This window comes from Niallia sp. FSL W8-0951, from assembly GCF_038006525.1.
Classification (GTDB): Bacteria; Bacillota; Bacilli; order Bacillales; family Cytobacillaceae; genus Niallia; species Niallia circulans.
Map to the genome: position 1 here is coordinate 1,481,854 of NZ_JBBOVK010000001.1, position 17,444 is coordinate 1,499,297.

The 17,444-nt window shown below is 35.4% G+C and carries 15 protein-coding genes and 2 other annotated features; of the genes, 1 reads left to right on the forward strand and 14 read right to left on the reverse strand.

Going from position 1 to position 17,444, the window contains the following annotated elements:
• Positions 1 to 76 precede the first annotated feature (76 nt).
• The 6 genes from NSS71_RS06960 to NSS71_RS06985 form a co-directional block, all read right to left on the reverse strand.
• The gene (locus NSS71_RS06960) at positions 77 to 976 is read right to left on the reverse strand and encodes an AEC family transporter (protein ID WP_047940716.1); all 900 of its coding nucleotides are present in this window, start codon (positions 974 to 976) and stop codon (positions 77 to 79) included.
• 54 nt (positions 977 to 1,030) lie between these two features.
• Positions 1,031 to 2,278, reverse strand: a complete 1,248-nt coding sequence (locus NSS71_RS06965) for a glutamate-5-semialdehyde dehydrogenase (protein ID WP_047940598.1) — start codon at positions 2,276 to 2,278, stop codon at positions 1,031 to 1,033.
• A gap of 16 nt (positions 2,279 to 2,294) precedes the next feature.
• Positions 2,295 to 3,392 (reverse strand): glutamate 5-kinase, encoded by a 1,098-nt coding sequence (gene proB / locus NSS71_RS06970; RefSeq protein ID WP_047940597.1) that lies wholly within the window; start codon positions 3,390 to 3,392, stop codon positions 2,295 to 2,297.
• 379 nt (positions 3,393 to 3,771) lie between these two features.
• Positions 3,772 to 4,548 (reverse strand): Cof-type HAD-IIB family hydrolase, encoded by a 777-nt coding sequence (locus NSS71_RS06975; protein ID WP_095257229.1) that lies wholly within the window; start codon positions 4,546 to 4,548, stop codon positions 3,772 to 3,774.
• Between the two features lie 377 nt (positions 4,549 to 4,925).
• Positions 4,926 to 5,900: a DMT family transporter gene (locus NSS71_RS06980; RefSeq protein WP_144579962.1), complete on the reverse strand. Its 975-nt coding sequence runs from the start codon at positions 5,898 to 5,900 to the stop codon at positions 4,926 to 4,928.
• Between the two features lie 191 nt (positions 5,901 to 6,091).
• Positions 6,092 to 7,804, reverse strand: a complete 1,713-nt coding sequence (locus tag NSS71_RS06985; protein WP_047940594.1) for an ABC transporter ATP-binding protein — start codon at positions 7,802 to 7,804, stop codon at positions 6,092 to 6,094.
• 460 nt (positions 7,805 to 8,264) lie between these two features.
• On the opposite strand from NSS71_RS06985, the gene NSS71_RS06990 reads away from it, so the two are divergent.
• On the forward strand, positions 8,265 to 9,188 hold the full coding sequence (locus NSS71_RS06990; protein ID WP_047940593.1) for a LysR family transcriptional regulator: 924 nt from the start codon (positions 8,265 to 8,267) through the stop codon (positions 9,186 to 9,188).
• Positions 9,189 to 9,664: 476 nt separating this feature from the next.
• Here the strand turns inward: NSS71_RS06990 and trpA are convergent, their stop codons facing one another.
• From trpA to NSS71_RS07030, 8 genes are all read right to left on the reverse strand, one after another.
• Entirely contained in the window at positions 9,665 to 10,456 is a 792-nt protein-coding gene (gene trpA / locus NSS71_RS06995; protein WP_341151372.1) for a tryptophan synthase subunit alpha, read from the reverse strand.
• Between the two features lie 4 nt (positions 10,457 to 10,460).
• Positions 10,461 to 11,657: a tryptophan synthase subunit beta gene (gene trpB, locus NSS71_RS07000; protein ID WP_172867289.1), complete on the reverse strand. Its 1,197-nt coding sequence runs from the start codon at positions 11,655 to 11,657 to the stop codon at positions 10,461 to 10,463.
• 18 nt (positions 11,658 to 11,675) lie between these two features.
• A complete protein-coding gene (locus NSS71_RS07005; RefSeq protein WP_047940590.1) occupies positions 11,676 to 12,287 on the reverse strand; it encodes a phosphoribosylanthranilate isomerase in 612 nt (203 codons plus the stop codon).
• Positions 12,284 to 13,078: an indole-3-glycerol phosphate synthase TrpC gene (gene trpC, locus NSS71_RS07010; RefSeq protein ID WP_095320907.1), complete on the reverse strand. Its 795-nt coding sequence runs from the start codon at positions 13,076 to 13,078 to the stop codon at positions 12,284 to 12,286. Before trpC ends, NSS71_RS07005 begins: the two co-directional genes overlap by 4 nt.
• Positions 13,079 to 14,104, reverse strand: coding sequence for an anthranilate phosphoribosyltransferase (gene trpD / locus NSS71_RS07015; RefSeq protein ID WP_341151373.1), 1,026 nt, complete (start codon positions 14,102 to 14,104; stop codon positions 13,079 to 13,081).
• Positions 14,101 to 14,688 (reverse strand): anthranilate synthase component II, encoded by a 588-nt coding sequence (locus NSS71_RS07020; RefSeq protein WP_095257220.1) that lies wholly within the window; start codon positions 14,686 to 14,688, stop codon positions 14,101 to 14,103. Before NSS71_RS07020 ends, trpD begins: the two co-directional genes overlap by 4 nt.
• Positions 14,669 to 16,066 (reverse strand): anthranilate synthase component I, encoded by a 1,398-nt coding sequence (gene trpE, locus NSS71_RS07025; RefSeq protein WP_144579955.1) that lies wholly within the window; start codon positions 16,064 to 16,066, stop codon positions 14,669 to 14,671. The genes NSS71_RS07020 and trpE overlap by 20 nt, the downstream gene beginning before the upstream one ends.
• An 89-nt stretch (positions 16,067 to 16,155) precedes the next feature.
• Positions 16,156 to 16,391: a binding site (T-box leader), on the reverse strand.
• Positions 16,392 to 16,429: 38 nt separating this feature from the next.
• Positions 16,430 to 16,678, reverse strand: a binding site (T-box leader).
• Positions 16,679 to 16,737: 59 nt separating this feature from the next.
• Entirely contained in the window at positions 16,738 to 17,379 is a 642-nt protein-coding gene (locus NSS71_RS07030) for an MOSC domain-containing protein (protein ID WP_047940585.1), read from the reverse strand.
• Between the last annotated feature and the right edge of the window lie 65 nt (positions 17,380 to 17,444).

Below are 17,444 nucleotides of genomic sequence, written 5' to 3' on the forward strand. Positions count from 1 at the left end.
AATTTAGAATGGAGTACTTATAACCCACCTCTGATCTTTAACAGGAAAATATCCCCTGCCAATTTTACAAGAATGATTATATTAGAGATAAAATAACAGGCAATGTTATTAAACTAGCTAATGTGCTAAAAAAGGTTGCACTTGATACAAAATCAGGTTCTGTTCCATATTGGACAGCATAAAGGGTTGTGTTTGCTGCTGCTGGCATTCCGGCAAGCAGAATCATTATTTGCTTTAATATTTCATCTACTGGCAAAATAAGCGTCAGCAGCCATGCAATAACTGGCGAAACTATAAGTTTAAGTAACAATGAAATAGATAGAGGGCGATATGAAATATTTTTTATTCGGACATTAGCAAGTTGTATTCCTAAAACAAGCATGACGGTTGGAATGGCCGCATTACCAACTAGCTTAATTGCCTCAAGCATCGTTGCTCCAATCGGTAGATGAAGAGAATGCAAGACTGCTCCTAGAATTGCCCCATACATAACTGGTACTTTTAATACTTTTTTTAAAGTATCCTTCCCATTTCCATCATCAACAGAGCCTTTTGCTGCATAATAAACACCAATCGTAACCATAATTAATTGCTGAATAACCATTAAGATAACTGCATAGTGCAAGCCTGGCTCTCCGAAAACAAATAAAACGAGCGGAGTGCCATAATTACCGTTGTTCATAAATGCCGAGGATAGTATCATTCCGCATGTCTTTCTTACCGAATAACCTCTAATAAATCCAATAATGTAAACAATCGCGACAATACTTAATACTAACGTTAATGCGTACAGTGTCATATACAAATAGTCCATTGTAAAAGTTGTTTCATAAAAAACACTAAAAGACAACAATGGCGTCATCAAATAGACAGATACAGCCGAAACAGATTTTATATCAATATGAAGCATCTTTTGTCCAATGAAACCAACGGAAAAAATAAAAAAAATAGGTAATAAAATACTTAAATATTCCAATAACATCATCCAATCTTCGTGAACTATGACATACCCTGGTGTAACTGCCAGCAATTAATTTCTAACTTGACCTTCTCCATAAATAAAATATTTAAAGGATGTTAAGGCATTTAATCCCATTGGACCTCTAGCATGCAGTTTTTGCGTACTGATTCCAATCTCCGCCCCATACCCAAATTCAAATCCATCTGTAAATCTTGTACTCGCATTATGATAGACTGCTGCAGCATCTACTCCAGATAAAAAAGTTTCTGCATTTTCAATATTTTCAGTAATAATCGCTTCTGAATGCTTAGTACCATAAGTATTAATATGGTTAATTGCTTCTGTAACTCCATCTACTATTTTTATACTTACTTTCAAAGCAGAGTATTCCGTATACCAATCTTCTTCTGTCGCTTTTTTTGCAAAAGAAAAAGTAGTGCAGACAGTGTCATCTCCATAAATCTCCACACCATTTTGATGTAGTGCTTCTAAAAGAGCTAATCCATATTGAGCAAACCATTTGGTTTCGATTAAAATAGTCTCTAAGGCATTGCATACAGATGGACGCTGTGTTTTACCGTTCAAACTAATCGTAAGTGCCATTTTCAACTCTGCGGTTTCATCAATAAATAAATGGCAATTGCCTGCACCTGTTTCAATAACTGGAACGGTTGCTTCTTTTACTACCGTATCAATTAACCCTTTGCCGCCACGAGGGATTAGTACATCTAAAAATTCTTTTAAATGAAATAGTTCTTTCGCTGTTTCTCTGCTTGTATCTTCAATTAGCTGGACGGCTTCTTTTGGAATTGCGGATTTCTCCAGTGCACGATGGATTGTATCAACAAGAGCCAGATTTGATTGCTTAGCAGATGAACTTCCTCTTAAGACAATACTATTCCCTGTTTTCAGAGCAAGACTTGCTGCATCAATCGTTACATTTGGTCTCGCCTCATAAATCATTCCCATTACGCCAATTGGCACAGTTTTCTTAATAATTTTTAAGCCATTTTCTTTTTCAATTTTTTCTACCACAACACCGACTGGATCATTTAGTTTAATTAACTCTTTTAGTGCTAAGGCCATATTATTAATCCGTTTTTCATCCAGCATAATTCGATCTAAAACAGAAAGAGATAGATCATTTTCTTTCCCGTTTTCAAGATCTATTTTATTAGCTTTTATAATTAAATCTTGGTCCTCTATTAATTGCTTGCTAATAAGGGATAAAGCTGCATTTTTCTGTTCCGTTGTCTTATTTAATAATTGATAACTTGCATTCTTTGCTAATTTACCTTTTTGATATACTTCGCCCATTTTCCATCTCTCCTTTTTATAATTTCACCCATTTATCACGATGAATAACTTCGATTTTTGGATGTTTTATCATTGTTTTTTCTTCTGCTCTTTGTGTAATAATAGCTTTTAGCTCTTCTGAAGAATAGAGTACTTCCCCTTTTCCGATAACTCCTTTTTCACCATAGACTTCGACAACATTTCCTTTTTCAAAGAGCCCTTCGACTTTATAAATACCAGCTGGCAGCAAGCTCCCACCTTTATTTAGCAAGGCCATTTCTGCCCCTTCATCCACATAGAGACTGCCTTCAACGGTAGAATGGAGGGATATCCATTGTCGATTATTGTTAATAGATGATAAAGCATCTGAACCAATATAGGTTCCGTCTCCCTTCCCCTCTATAATATCGATGAGCTTCTTCTCTCCCTCGCCTTTTCCAATAAAAACCTTTACTCCTAAGGAATTAGCTGTTTCTGCAGCAATCAACTTTGATTTCATGCCACCAGTTCCAATCTTTGAACCAGATCCTTTAGCAGCATTCTTCCATTCCACCGTTATTTCAGGCAAATAATCAATCCGTTTTGCTGAAGGATCTTCTTTTGGATTTTTGTCATATAAGCCATTAATATCTGTGAGAATCATTAACTGATCGGCATGGACAAGTCCACTAACAAGGGCAGACAACATATCATTGTCTCCAAACGTTAATTCTTCTACAGATACGGTGTCATTCTCATTTATAATTGGTAAGATATTTCTTTCTAATAATTCCGTTAATGTAGAATAAGCATTTCGGTAGCGATCACGTTTGGAAAAATCATTTCTTGTTAGTAATACTTGAGCGGGAACAATCCCAAACTTACTTAATTGTTCATTATAACTTTGAATTAGCAAGCTTTGACCAACTGCTGCTGCTGCCTGTTTCCCTTTCAATGTAACCGGTCTTGAAGGATAGCCGAGTTTTCCAAAGCCCGCAGCCACTGCTCCTGAAGATACTAAAAGTACTTCATGACCATATTCTCTTAATTTTGCAATGCTTGCGATATGGTCACTTAGCTTTGATTGATCGATTGCACCTTTTGTATCTGTAAGAGAGCTGCTCCCGATTTTTACAACAATTCTTTTCTTCTCCATTTGATTTCCTCCGTACTAAGTTAATCCGAATTCACCCAATTAAAAAAGCTCATTTTCATCCTCATAAAAGGACGAAAATGAGCTTTCCGTGGTACCACCTTAATTGAACCAATATACAAATTGATTCCACTTTGTCTGATAACGCAAGAAATGCGCCTACTGCAGCAGGACTTGAAAGGCAGGTTCTGTGTTCTTTCATTATGAAGTCTTTCAGCTTATAAACTTCACTCTCTTTTATGAAAGGTTCTCACATACTAATCCTTTCGCTTCGTTCGATTTTCTTTTTTCTAATTATAAGCAGTTTTCACTATTGTTTCAATCGTTTTTTGAAATTTATAAGAATAGCCAAAAATTTTTTGTTCTATTTATCAGTAAGAGATTATTTTTTTATCCCAGCCATTTCTTTTTTTAAGGCCCATTTTCTGATAGCATAAGCGACACCATTATCATTATTCGTCAAGGTAACAACATCTGCTGTCTGTTTCACTATATCTTGTGCATTTCCCATGGCAACGCCTATTCCTGCTTCTTTAATCATGCTAATATCATTTAAACTGTCTCCAGCCGCTAATACTTGATCCATTGTAATATCTAGAAGCTCACACACTTTTTTAAGTCCTTTTGCTTTATTTATACCAAGCGCATTGACCTCAATATTTACTGGAGAAGAATTGCTGATTTCAAAGCATTTTTTCTCGTTTAAGCTAGTTAATACTTGTTCACGAACTTTATCATCTTCTATATGATAGCCAAATTTGAGCCATTCTGATTTATTGATGTCTTCCGGCATTTCATCTACCCAGACTTTCTCACAACTAGCAGCCCACATTTTCGCTTTATGCAGTTGTGCTAGTTCCCACATCCATTGGATATTGCTTGCATCAACAAGATTTCTTTCGATTAAATTACCATTCATATCCCATATTTCACTACCATTTACTGTTATTAGATAAGAGTTTAATAACAAACTTTTTGCATGATCTCTACATGTTGCAATAGTTCGACCAGTACTTAACACAACATGCAGTCCTTGTTCATGAGCCTCTTTAATCGCTTTTTTATTTTCTTCTGGAATTTCTCCTTTTTCGTCTAATAAAGTACCGTCCATATCTAGTGCGATTAATTTAATCTCTTTGTCTTCTAACCTCTTTGTCATTTTGCTGTTCCTCCTAATGATTATTTTTAGAAGTGATAGCCAAAAAACACGACTGTCAGAATTTCCGCATTCTTAAGCTGTATATTTATCTTTTTTTACCATAACTTAGATTTTTGAAACAGAACTTGTTCATTCTATGCGAAATAAACTGTTTGCAATAATCCTTAAAATTTTTTGCGAATCAACGTAATAACAAAATTCAAATCATTTCTTCTGACTAACATAATCAACTTCTAAATTTACCTTTCCTACTCATTAACATAGTATAACGAATGGGGATAAAAAAGTAAAAAATTCCGATAAGTCTAACAAAACTTCATAAAATCATTAGGATTTTAACAAAATTTTTACCTTTCCTTAACATACGATCATAACATTTATGAAGATGCTTCCATGCTTCTATTTATGTGTATTTTTTTACTTGAATATACACTATGTAAAACCATTCCGAACATAACTAAACAGATACCAAAAAAACTTAAATGACTAGGTAAGGGGGCAGAAAGAAATAGAACTTCTCCTATTAAGGCAAATAAAACTTCTAATGATTGTGTTGCCTCTACCGCTCCTAATTTAATCAAATTGTCTTTTACTAAATCTGTTGCGGCAAAAAATAAGATGGTAGCAATTATCCCGGAAAATATGGCGACTATGGCCGACTGAAACACTTGCTGCTTACTCGGTAATCCTACTGTGTACGCGCCAACACCTGATAATAGAACCCAAAAAGGAATACTAGCTGCAGTCATACCTAATACCCTTTGAAATACATCTAATCTCCCATCACACACCTCCATCATCTTCCGGTTACCTAGTGGGTAGGCAAAGGATGCAATAAGAATTGGAATAAGGCAAAATAATGCATTCTTCAAGGAAATGGATACGGCAAATTCAAGCTGCATAATGATAATACCTAAGACAATTAACATTGAAAAGGTTAAGCTCTTAAAAGGAATTTTCCTTCTGATATTTTGAATACTGCCGTTTTTATCCATTTTTTGCTCATAAAAAAAGGGAGCAAGCAATGTTCCAGATATAATAGTCAGCTGCCATGTTCCTGCTACCAGCCAACCAGGTCCATACGCCCCTGCCAAACAAATACCTCCATAAAACAAGCCAAATCCTACTGTACTCCACAGGATCCAAGTAACTGGATTCCTTCTTAATTCTTTCCATACTGCTGTTAAATTCCTTCTCCATCCAACTATTAGGAGCAATAACGGGACCATAAAAAAATAACGCAGAGAAGCACTCCAAATCCAGCTTCCTCCTCCTATTTCCATAGACTGATTTATTACAAAAGTGAACGCAAAAAATAAAGCTGCAAATATCCCTAAAATGATTGGCCTCAATTGTTACCCCCCCCCCTTATTTTTGTTAATCAAAAAACTTATATCCAATATATCGCATATTGGATATTAATAACAATAATTTTTTCATTTCCTTCTAAACTATGTTTTTTGTGTTATTTAATTGTGGATGCTTCTTGTTGTGACCAAATCATAAAAAAAGGTCTGTACCTTTAAATGTACAGACCATACGATTATCGTTGATATTGAACGCGATGAAGGTTAGCAAAAATACCATTACGCTCTAATAATTCATCATGCTTTCCTTCTTCTTCTATCCCATTTTCAGTAACTACTACAATGCGATCAGCATTACGAATAGTTGCAAGCCGATGAGCAATAATTAATGTAGTTCGATTTTTAGCTAGTTCATTTAAAGAATTTTGAATAATTAATTCTGTTTCTGTATCAAGGGCAGAAGTTGCTTCATCCAATATTAAAATTGGCGGGTTCTTTAAGAACATCCGAGCGATGGCAATCCTTTGTTTTTGACCACCAGAAAGCTTTAATCCTCTTTCCCCAATTTGGGTTTCATAGCCATCTGGTAATTTAAGCACTAACTCTTCCAAATGCGCTCTTCTTACTGCCTCGTAAATTTCTTCATCTGTAGCATGTAAATTTCCATACGCTATATTTTCTTTCAGCGTACCTGTAAATAAAAAGACATCTTGCTGTACGATTCCAATTTGTGATCTTAATGAACTCATTGTCATATCACGAATATCGATACCATCAATTTTAATACTACCACTATTTACATCATAAAAACGTGGTATTAATGAACAAATAGTTGTCTTTCCGGCTCCGGATGGACCTACAAAAGCAATTGTTTCACCAGCAGCAATGGAAAGATTGATATTTTTCAAGACAGGATTTTTATCATAACTAAAGGATACATCATTTAAATGGATATTTCCTTTTAATGATTCTACTTCAATTGCATCTTCCCGATCTTGGATTTTTGGTTCAGTATCTAACAACTCCAAGAACCGTTTAAATCCTGCCATTCCTTTCGGATAGAGTTCCAAAATCGCACTAATCTTATCAATCGGTTTTTGCAGTATATTTACAAAAAGGATAAAAGATACTAATTCGCCAATTTTCATCTGATTATTAAAAGTTAACCATGCACCAAATACTAGCACGACTAATGTGAAAAATCGCATTAACATATAAACCGAAGAAGAAGTAATCGACATTACTTTATATGCACCGATTTTGGCTTTACGGAATCTTCGGTTATTCACTGTAAATCGTGAAATCTCAAATTCTTCATTTGTAAATGATTGTACAACACGCACACCAGATACACTATCTTCCACTCTTGCATTGACATCTGCAATATCTCCATACATTTGTCCCCAAGCTTTGTTCATGCTTCGGTTACAGTATGTAATTAACCAAACAAGAATTGGAACAATAAAAATAACGATAAGTGCTAGTTTAATATTAATCGTAAGCATGATCCAAAATGCTCCGACAAATGTCATAATGGCAATAAATAAATCCTCTGGTCCATGATGGGCCAGTTCTCCAATATCAAATAAATCATTGGTAATCCGACTCATAATATGTCCCGTTTTCGTATTATCAAAAAAAGAAAAGGATTGTCTTTGCACATGAGTAAATAATTGACCTCTCATATCTGTTTCAATATTAATCCCTAATTTATGTCCCCAAAAGTTAACAATGTATTGAAGAAAAGTACTTATACCATATAATAGCAGCAAACCCACACCTACAGATAAAATACTACTCCAATTTCCTTCTGGAAGAAGTTCATCAATATACCAAGAAACGGCAAGTGGAAATGCCAGCTCTAATAAAGCAACCACTATTGCACTGGAGAAGTCGAGCGTAAATAATTTTTTATGTGGCTTATAATATGTAAAAAAGCGTTTTATCATAATCTTTCTCCTTCACTCCTATCGTTTTAATTACCGTTTTACCAAATAACTAGTTTTTCTCCCTTTTTTTTATTGTTGCAAGATACTATTCTTCCTTTACTTCGATTTTCCCATAGTAAAAAATGTAATCTTTTACCAGATTCGAGCGTAATGAGAATCATTATTGATTATATTAGCAATTTACTTTTTCTACAAGAAAAATATTTAACATTTCGAAATAATTAAAGAGGAATAGGAAAATAGGAGTAACGACTGATTGCATATTTTTATTTTAAAAAAGGAAAAAAATAATTTAGTTAATATTCTTTATTTTTAGATTATTCCATTAATTACTCTTTTTTCTTTAGTAGTTTTTAGTATAATAGATAGAAAGAAGAACTGCCTTTAAATATAAGCTAATCTTGAAAAATGGTATTTTAATGTATCATGAATTCTATGTTCTATAAAGGAGCGTGTTTTTTTGGATTATCATCTCTTAACCTTTGTAACCGTTGCTGAAAAACTGAATTTTACGAGAGCCGCAGAAAGCTTACATATTACGCAATCAGCAGTAACACTTTCTATTAAAGCCTTGGAAAAAAAATATAATGTTACCTTCCTAGACAGAACGAATAAGTATGTAAAACTTACTAAAGCAGGCGAACTCTTTTATTTTCATGCTAAGAAAATTTTATCGGAGTACAAAGAAGTAAATGATTTAATAGAACACCTTTCCGAAAAAAAGAGCCGTCCTCTCACCATCGGTTCAAGCTTTACATTTGGAGAGTATTTACTGCCAAAAATAATGGCTAAAAATGTAAGAATCAACAAAAATCAAGAGAAACCAATGATAAGTATTAGAAATTCCAACCGTATTGTTGATCAACTATTACGTGGAGAAATTGATTTAGGCATCATTGATAGTCCTTTAAAAACACACCCTCACCTCTCCATTACACCTTTTAAAGAAGATGAATTAGTAATCATCGTCAGTAAAAATCATCGATTTGCAAATGAAACATTTGTGGAATTAAGCGATTTATATGAGGAAACTTGGATTTTAAGAGAAGAGGATTCCGGAACGAGACAGATTATTAATCAGTTTTTTCATGATCAGGCATTCTCCCCGCCGGTGATTCGGTCATTTGGGAGCATACAGATTATTAAAGAATCAATCGAAGCTGATTTAGGCATTTCAATTCTCTCTAAATATGCTATTCAAAAAGAAATTTTCATGGGGAGTCTAAAAATATTACGGATAAAAAATAGACCAATCACCAGATATTTTTCCTATATTATTCCGGAATTTTCTTTTAAACAACATGCAGTTTCCCCGCTGATCAAGGCACTGACCAAAGAAAATAAACGATTATATCAAAATATAAATTTGGGGAATAATATGTAGTTGAATTCCAGATTTTATATTCGCAAACAAGATTGTCGAAATTGATAGATGCAAAAAGTAAAGAGCACTTTTAAAAATACGGAAATGAACCTTATATATTTTTAGCAACTATTCAAAAAGAATTGTAACAAGGCGAAATAGCCATTCTATTAAAATATATAATCCCTTTGTTAAGCTAAAAGCTAATTATGAGTTTTATATAGAATACTTTCTTCTAATTTTTCTCAAAAGAGTATTAAAAATCCCCAAAAATATTTATTTAATGGAAAAAAATAGAGCAGCCTGAATACACCAAGACTCCCTGTGGGATAGGGTAACAGCTAGCCCAACGGAAAACGAAGTGTATTCAAGCTGCTGGTAAATAAACAGCAGCCCTCACTAAAACCTTCTTTTATATCCTAAACAAATAAAGAATTTTGCAATTTTTTTTCATATTGTTCACTATTATCACTAAATAAAACACATATGTCCCAACCTTAAAAAGCAGGTAATGTATTCCCTTTTTTACTAGCAGCTATTAACGCTTTTATTTCTTCTAATTTATTTTCTGAAAATAGTTGTACAATTTTACTTCCTACAATGACACCATCACAATATTCTATCATGCTCATAACATGTTCAGGAGAAGAAATTCCAAATCCAGCCAGAACCGGGATAGGACTAACTTCCTTAACCTTTAATAAATGGGCTCCTAAATGATCATGGAAGCTTGAGCGAGATCCCGTTATTCCGGTAACAGTTACAGCATATAAAAAGCCATTTCCTTTTTTGGCAATTTTTTCGATACGATCTAAGGGACTTGTTAAGGTTACTAATCGAATTATTTCCACACGATATTTTGCTGCTGCTTCTTCTAATAATACTTCTTCTTCAACAGGCAGATCAGGAACGATTAATCCATTAATCGCTGCTTCTTCACAATCCTGAAAAAATTTCTCTACTCCATAGGCTAAAATAGGGTTTAAATAAGTCATGATAACAAGCGGAATATTCGTTAACCCTCTAAATGACTGTATAGTTTCTAAAACACCTTTAAGCGTAGTGCCCGCTTGAAGAGAACGAATCCCTGCTGCTTGAATAATAGGTCCATCCGCAACTGGATCAGAAAATGGAATACCAAGTTCAATAGCTGTTGCACCTGCTTCTTCTAGGAAAAGTACTTTCTCCTTTAATGTTTCCAGTCCTCCATCTCCAGCCATGATATATGGAACAAACGCTTTATCCCCTTTATCAAGTACCGCTTTAAAGACTGCTTCAATTGTTATCATCCTCTTACTCCCCCATTCTTTCCATAACTGTATTTACATCCTTATCTCCTCTACCAGATAAACAAACAATAATTCCTTCCTCTTTATTCATCTTCGCTGCCAGTTTTACTGCATAGCTGATGGCATGTGCACTTTCTAAAGCAGGGATAATCCCTTCAACCTTACAAAGTAATTGAAGTGCTTCGAAGGCTTCGTCATCTGTAACAGATTCATAGATAGCACGACCGATATCATGTAGGAAGCTATGTTCAGGACCAATCCCAGGATAATCTAAGCCAGCTGAAATAGAGTGTGCTTCTTGGATTTGACCGTCTTCGTTTTGCAATAAGTACATATAAGAACCATGCAAAACACCTGGTTTTCCTTTCGACAATGACGCAGCATGTTTATCTGTATCAAGACCATGTCCTGAAGCCTCTACTCCATATAAAGCAACATTTTCCTCCTCAATAAATGGGTAAAAGATTCCCATTGCATTACTACCGCCGCCGATACATGCCACAATCGCCTCAGGTAGCCTGCCGATTTTTTTGATGTATTGTTTTTTCGCTTCTTTACCAATAACACTTTGAAAGTCACGTACCATCATCGGAAATGGATGTGGTCCCATAACAGATCCAAGAATATAATGAGTATCTATCACATTTGTTACCCAATAACGTAAAGCTTCATTACATGCGTCCTTTAAGGTAGCACTTCCAGATGTAACACCAACAACCTTTGCGCCTAACAACTCCATTCGAAAGACATTTAATTTCTGTCTTCGAATGTCCTCTTCTCCCATGAAAATCGTACATTCTAAGTTTAATAGAGCACATGCTGTCGCTGTTGCTACTCCATGCTGGCCAGCTCCTGTTTCTGCGACAACCTTCTTTTTGCCCATTCTTTTTGCAAGGAGCGCCTGTCCAAGAGAGTTGTTGATTTTATGAGCACCAGTATGATTTAGGTCCTCTCTTTTCAAATAGATTTTTGCACCGCCAGCATATTTTGTAAGATTTTCTGCATAATATAGCGGTGTTTCTCTGCCTACATAGTCCTTTAAGAGATTATTTAATTCTTCATGAAAAGCGGGATCTTCTTGTGCCTTTTTATATTCCGCTTCAAGTTCTGTTACTGCCAGCATCAGTGTTTCCGGAACATATCTTCCTCCATACATTCCAAAATGGCCGCTTTGATCTGGATAAACATAAGTTTCTGTCATAATAAGCTCCCTCTTTTCTTAAATTTGAACAGTTTTTGCTAATTCTAAAAATACTCTTATTTTTTCTAAATCTTTCTCGCCATCTGTCTCCACGCCGCTGCTTACATCGACCATGAATGGATGGGTGGTTTCTATTGCTTCCGTAAGATTATTTTCGTTTAGCCCGCCGGCAAGAATAACTTTCTTATTGCCAAAGTCATAACCCTTTAACAAATTCCAATCAAACGCTATTCCATTTCCGCCATGATACTTTCCTCTCGGGCTATCAAGTAGTGCATAGTCACAAGGATAAGCTGCCACTTGTTTTAAATCCTCTGGCGTGGAAATACTAAATGCTTTAATGATTGGCAAGGAAAAACTTGCTGCGAATTCTGCCGTTTCATCACCATGAAGTTGAATTACATTGATTCCTGTAACATTCACAATTTTCATTATATTCTCTTTGGACTCATTGACAAAAACGCCTACCTTCATTAAGTCTTTAGGAAGAGTAGCGATAATATCCTTAGCCTGTTTTTCACTTATTTTTCTTTTACTATTTGCAAATACAAAACCAATTGCACTTGCACCATAGCTAACAGCACATGCTGCTGCTTCTATTGTCGTAATTCCGCAAATTTTTACATTCATTCTATCTCCGCCCTTATAGACACTTTCATTTCTTTCATTTTCGTTTCAAGATCCGCTGCTTTCATAAAACTTTCCCCAACTAAAATAGCATTTGCTCCGCTTGCACTAACTTTTTGGATATCTGCATATGTGGAGATGCCGCTTTCACTAATCATATACCTGCCACTTTCTTTGATTTTTTCTGCCAGCTTCTCGGTAGTATCTAATGTTACTTCAAATGTTTTTAAATTCCGATTGTTGACCCCAATTAATTCGGCCTTCGTCTTTAAAGCTCTTTCTAACTCTTCTTCATTATGAACCTCTAATAACACTTCAAGTCCAATATCTGTTGCATACGTATATAACTCATGAAGTTCTTTATCTTTTAAAGCTGCAGCAATTAATAGGATAATGTCCGCTCCATAATATTTCGCAAAATCAATTTGAATTTTATCGACGATAAAATCCTTGCAGAGAATCGGCAGATTTACTGTTTCTCTTACTTCCGCCAAATCCTCATATGTTCCTTTGAAAAATGGTGTATCCGTTAAAACAGAAATGGCATCTGCACCATATATTTCATACATTTTCGTCTGTTCCTTAGGATCTTTATCGATATTTATATCCCCTTTTGATGGGGACGCCCGTTTAAACTCAGCTATAATTGCTAAGTTTTCCGCATCCTTCAATTTCTCTATAAAGGATCTTTTTTTAAAAGAATGCTTCTTCGTATGCAGTACTTCCTTTCTCTCATAAAGATCAGCAATTGTTTCTCTTTTTTTGGTAATAATTTTATCTAATATGGTTGTCACTTAAATCCCTGCCCCTTCCAATTCTTTACTAACCTCTACTAATTGGTTTAATTTATAAAGTGCTGCTCCAGAATCAATGCTTTCCTTTGCTAAATGCACTCCCTCTCCAATACTTTCCGCTCTTCCTGCTGTATAAATGCCAATGCCTGCGTTTAACAGGATCGTATCTCGATAAGCACTTTTTTCTCCTTTTAACACTTTTAATAAAAGTGCTGCATTTTCCTTTGCATCGCCTCCACGTATTTGATCATTTGTATAATAGGGAAGATTAACATCATCTGGAGTAAGAATGGTTTTCTCTATTCTTCCATCTTGTAAAATGACAAGTTGATTACTACCTTGTAGGGAAGCTTCATCCATTCCACCTGCTCCATTTAATACTACCGCTCGTTTTCTACCAAGTTTCCGTAAGCTTTCCGCAAAAGTAAGTAATAAATCGCTTCTGTATATTCCTAACACCTGGCTTTCTAAAGAAATTGGATTAGTTAATGGACCAATCAGATTAAATATAGTTGGAAGTTTTAATTCTCGTCGAACCTTCATTATTCTGCCCATTTTCGGCTGCACATGTTGTGCGAATAAGAAAGTGATTCCTACTTCTTCTAATTGCTGCATATTTTGTTCTGGAGTAACATTTAACTTAATGCCAAGCTCTTCTAATACATCCGCACTTCCTGTCTTACTAGATATACTGCGATTTCCGTGTTTAGCGACAGGAATTCCAGCTCCAGCTAACACAAATGCCGAAGTGCTGCTAATATTAAAGCTTTGTGATTTGTCTCCACCTGTACCACAATTATCGATACACCCACTGACTGGTTCAGCAAAAGACAAGGTTTGTTTACGAACGGCTTTTACAATACCCACGATTTCTTCCACTGTTTCTCCCTTCATTTTTAAACTGGTCATAAAAGCAGCAATTTCTGTATCGGTAATGTCATCAGAAAAAAGAAGATCCGCAGCTCCTTCCATTTCTGTTTCAGTTAATGACTTATTCGCCATGATTTTCTCCACATAGTGTTTCATCTCTGCACTTCCTTTCGAGTTTCATTGATAAAATTTTGCAATAATTGCTTCCCGCTCTCAGTCCCGACCGATTCTGGATGAAATTGATAGCCATACAGGGGATAATCTTTATGTTTGATCGCCATAATTTCATGGTCATCAGTTGAACTAGCCAAAACCTCAAAGTCATTCGTTAATGTATCCTTTTTTATAACAAGAGAGTGATAACGCATCACCTCAATCGGTTCCTCCAAAGCATGGAAAAAGGGGTGACCAGTAACTTGTAATGTCGATGTTTTTCCATGCATGACATTTACTGCCTTCACTATCTCTGAACCGAAGGCATAACCAATTGCCTGATGCCCTAAGCAAATCCCTAATATGGGAAATTCCCGATAAAGGGATTGGATAAGTTCAATTAATATGCCTGCATTTTCTGGCCTGCCTGGTCCAGGAGACAAAACAATGCCATGAGGATTTAATGTCCGAATTTCCTCTATAGTTATTTCATCATTTCGAACAACCTTTATCTCTTCTCCCAACTCCCCTAAATATTGAAATAAGTTATACGTAAAAGAATCATAATTATCGACTAATAAAATCATGTTGTCCCTCCAAAAATAATTTTAATTTATGGATTGTTTCTTCATATTCCTTTTCTGGGATGGAGTCGTGAACAATTCCAGCACCAGCTTGAATGTATGCCTTTTTGTCTTTAATAACCATCGTACGGATAGCTAAAGCAAAGTCCATATTCCCATTTTGGGAAAAATAGCCAACAGCACCGGAATAAATACCTCGCTTTGTTCCTTCTAATTCATTTATAATTTGCATTGCTCTAATTTTAGGTGCACCTGACACTGTCCCTGCAGGCAAGCAAGCAATTAGGGCATCTACACATGAGTAATCCTTCTTTAAATCTCCACTAACTTCTGATACAAGGTGCATAACATGCTTAAACTTTTCTACTTTTATATACTTATCAACAGAAACACTGCCAAAATTACTCACTTTGCCAACATCATTCCTTGCTAAATCAACAAGCATTTTATGTTCCGCTAATTCTTTTTCATCTAGCAGTAAATCTTGTTCTAACTGAGCATCCTCTTCCTTCGTCTTACCTCTAGGTCTTGTACCTGCAATAGGATTGGTAATGACGTTGCCATTTATGGTTTTAATCAAGCTCTCAGGCGAACTTCCAAGCACTGCATAATCTGCAAAATCAAAGAAATACATATATGGGGACTGATTTTTGATACGCAGTTTACGATAATAAGAAAAGGGCGATCCTTCTATCTTAGCTGTCATTCTCTGCGAAGGAACTACTTGAAAGATGTCTCCTTCTAAAATATAATGCTTTGCTTTCTTCACTTTCTCCATAAATTGTTCTTTCGATATACTCGCTTGAAAGGGAGTTAACTTTACCTCAGGTGATTCTTCTTTAAATGGTGCTGTAATCTCTAACTTTCTTATCTGCAGGCGGAACTTTAACTCTTTTTCCGTTGTAGTGTCTTTTAATGGGCTAGCAATTAAATAAACTTTAAGTTCTAAATGATCAAAAATTACTAAATCTTCAAAAAACATAAGATGCACATCTGGGATTCCGATTTCATCCTTTGCTTCTGGGCCAATGTTTTCATAAAGTCTGATATTGTCATACCCAACATATCCAAAAGCACCTGCATTAACTGGCAGTTGAAAGGGAAGTGGCGCTTTTTTTTCAGGCAAAAATTCGCTGATTAAGTCAAGTGCTCTTCCTTTTCTTATTTCTCGCTTTTCCCCTTCCAGAATAGTTGTTTCCAATCCTTTCCCAATAACTTCAAAGGTTGGATCGCAGCCAATGATAGAAAACCTTCCCGAATCTTCGTGTTTTAATGAGCTTTCGAGCAAGAATTTCTTTTTTCCAGATAACCTTTGAAAAATACTAATGGGTGTCAGTGTATCTCCTTGGATTTCATCGATTAACAAAATGCTTTTTTCCATCATAAATCCTCCTAGTCAGATGCTTTTGAAAAATGCTCAGCTTTAAAATTCTATAAAAAAAAGTCCCCTATCTGCATGATCATTTGCAAATAGAGGACGATTCATAAACCGCGGTACCACCTCAGGTTAGAGTGAAGCTTCACTCTCTCTTATCGAGTACAATATTATACTCTATCCCGGTAACGGAGGATACCGTCAGGCCATACTTCTTGTTCAAGCCTACACTCAGAAGTCCATTCGGTATAATCAATGTATCGGTTCACACCAGCCACCGACTCTCTTTAACATCTTTCTTATACTTACTACTCTTCATCATTGTTTTTTCCATATTTTTTTGAAAATAAAAAAGGGTCTCTCTCCTATAAAAAGGACGAGAAACCCGTGGTGCCACCTTCATTAGCTTAATTAAATCAAGCTCACTTTAAGAAATCAGTCTTATAAGACAAATTTCTGTCTCTTGTAACGATGAGACATTCGCTAAAGCCTACTACAAAAGTTGGTTCGGTTTAGAAGCTCAGAAGTCCATTCTCTTTATCGTCCACACTGGTTCACACCAACCACCAGCTCTCTGACGTTTTCAATAAAGATACTACTCTTCATCATTGCCGTTCGATATGTTAATTACATAATAGTGAACTCTCACATAAAAGTCAACCATTTTCTTCAAAAATTCATGTAGTTTTTTGAAGTGCCTTTTTATAGCGATTCTTCCAATCTTCTGCTAACTCGTCAATTTGCAGGATTGATTGGATTGCTTCTTTATTTTTACGATCAAGAAGCATTACTTTTGTTGCGTCCCAAACTGATATCTTGTTCTGCGGACGTTCTATAAGCTCCATCGTAGAATCTTCGCTGACTACTCCTTCTTCTAGCACCTTTAAAAAATAGCCAGTATAACAAGTTTCCACAATTCTACTTAAAAATGGATCAATCTGATTATATTTTGAAATGGTTGAACATGGTACTCTTCCTTGTGTTACCTGAACAACTGCAGATCCTAACGAAAAGATGTCCCCGATATATGTACTTTTTTCTGTAAATTCCGTTCCGCATATATTTTCCCCAAACGCAGGAGGATTTATTTTTGTTTTAAATTCTTCTTCCCATTTTTTATAATGTTCAAAAGGATAATAACAGACAGCCCTTTCCTTGCCACCATGAAATGCTGGATTAGCAACACCATCGCCTACAAAACCATCAAACGTTAGAATGACTTCACTCACTTTTTCTTTGCCAATCGCGGAAGAAACGCTTTTATTTTTCCATATAAATGTTTTTTCCTTCCCAATACTAAGTGTGATAATTTTTCCCACGTATAAACACCACCACTATTTTTATTACATCATACCATATAACTATACGAAAAGTGCTAATAAAC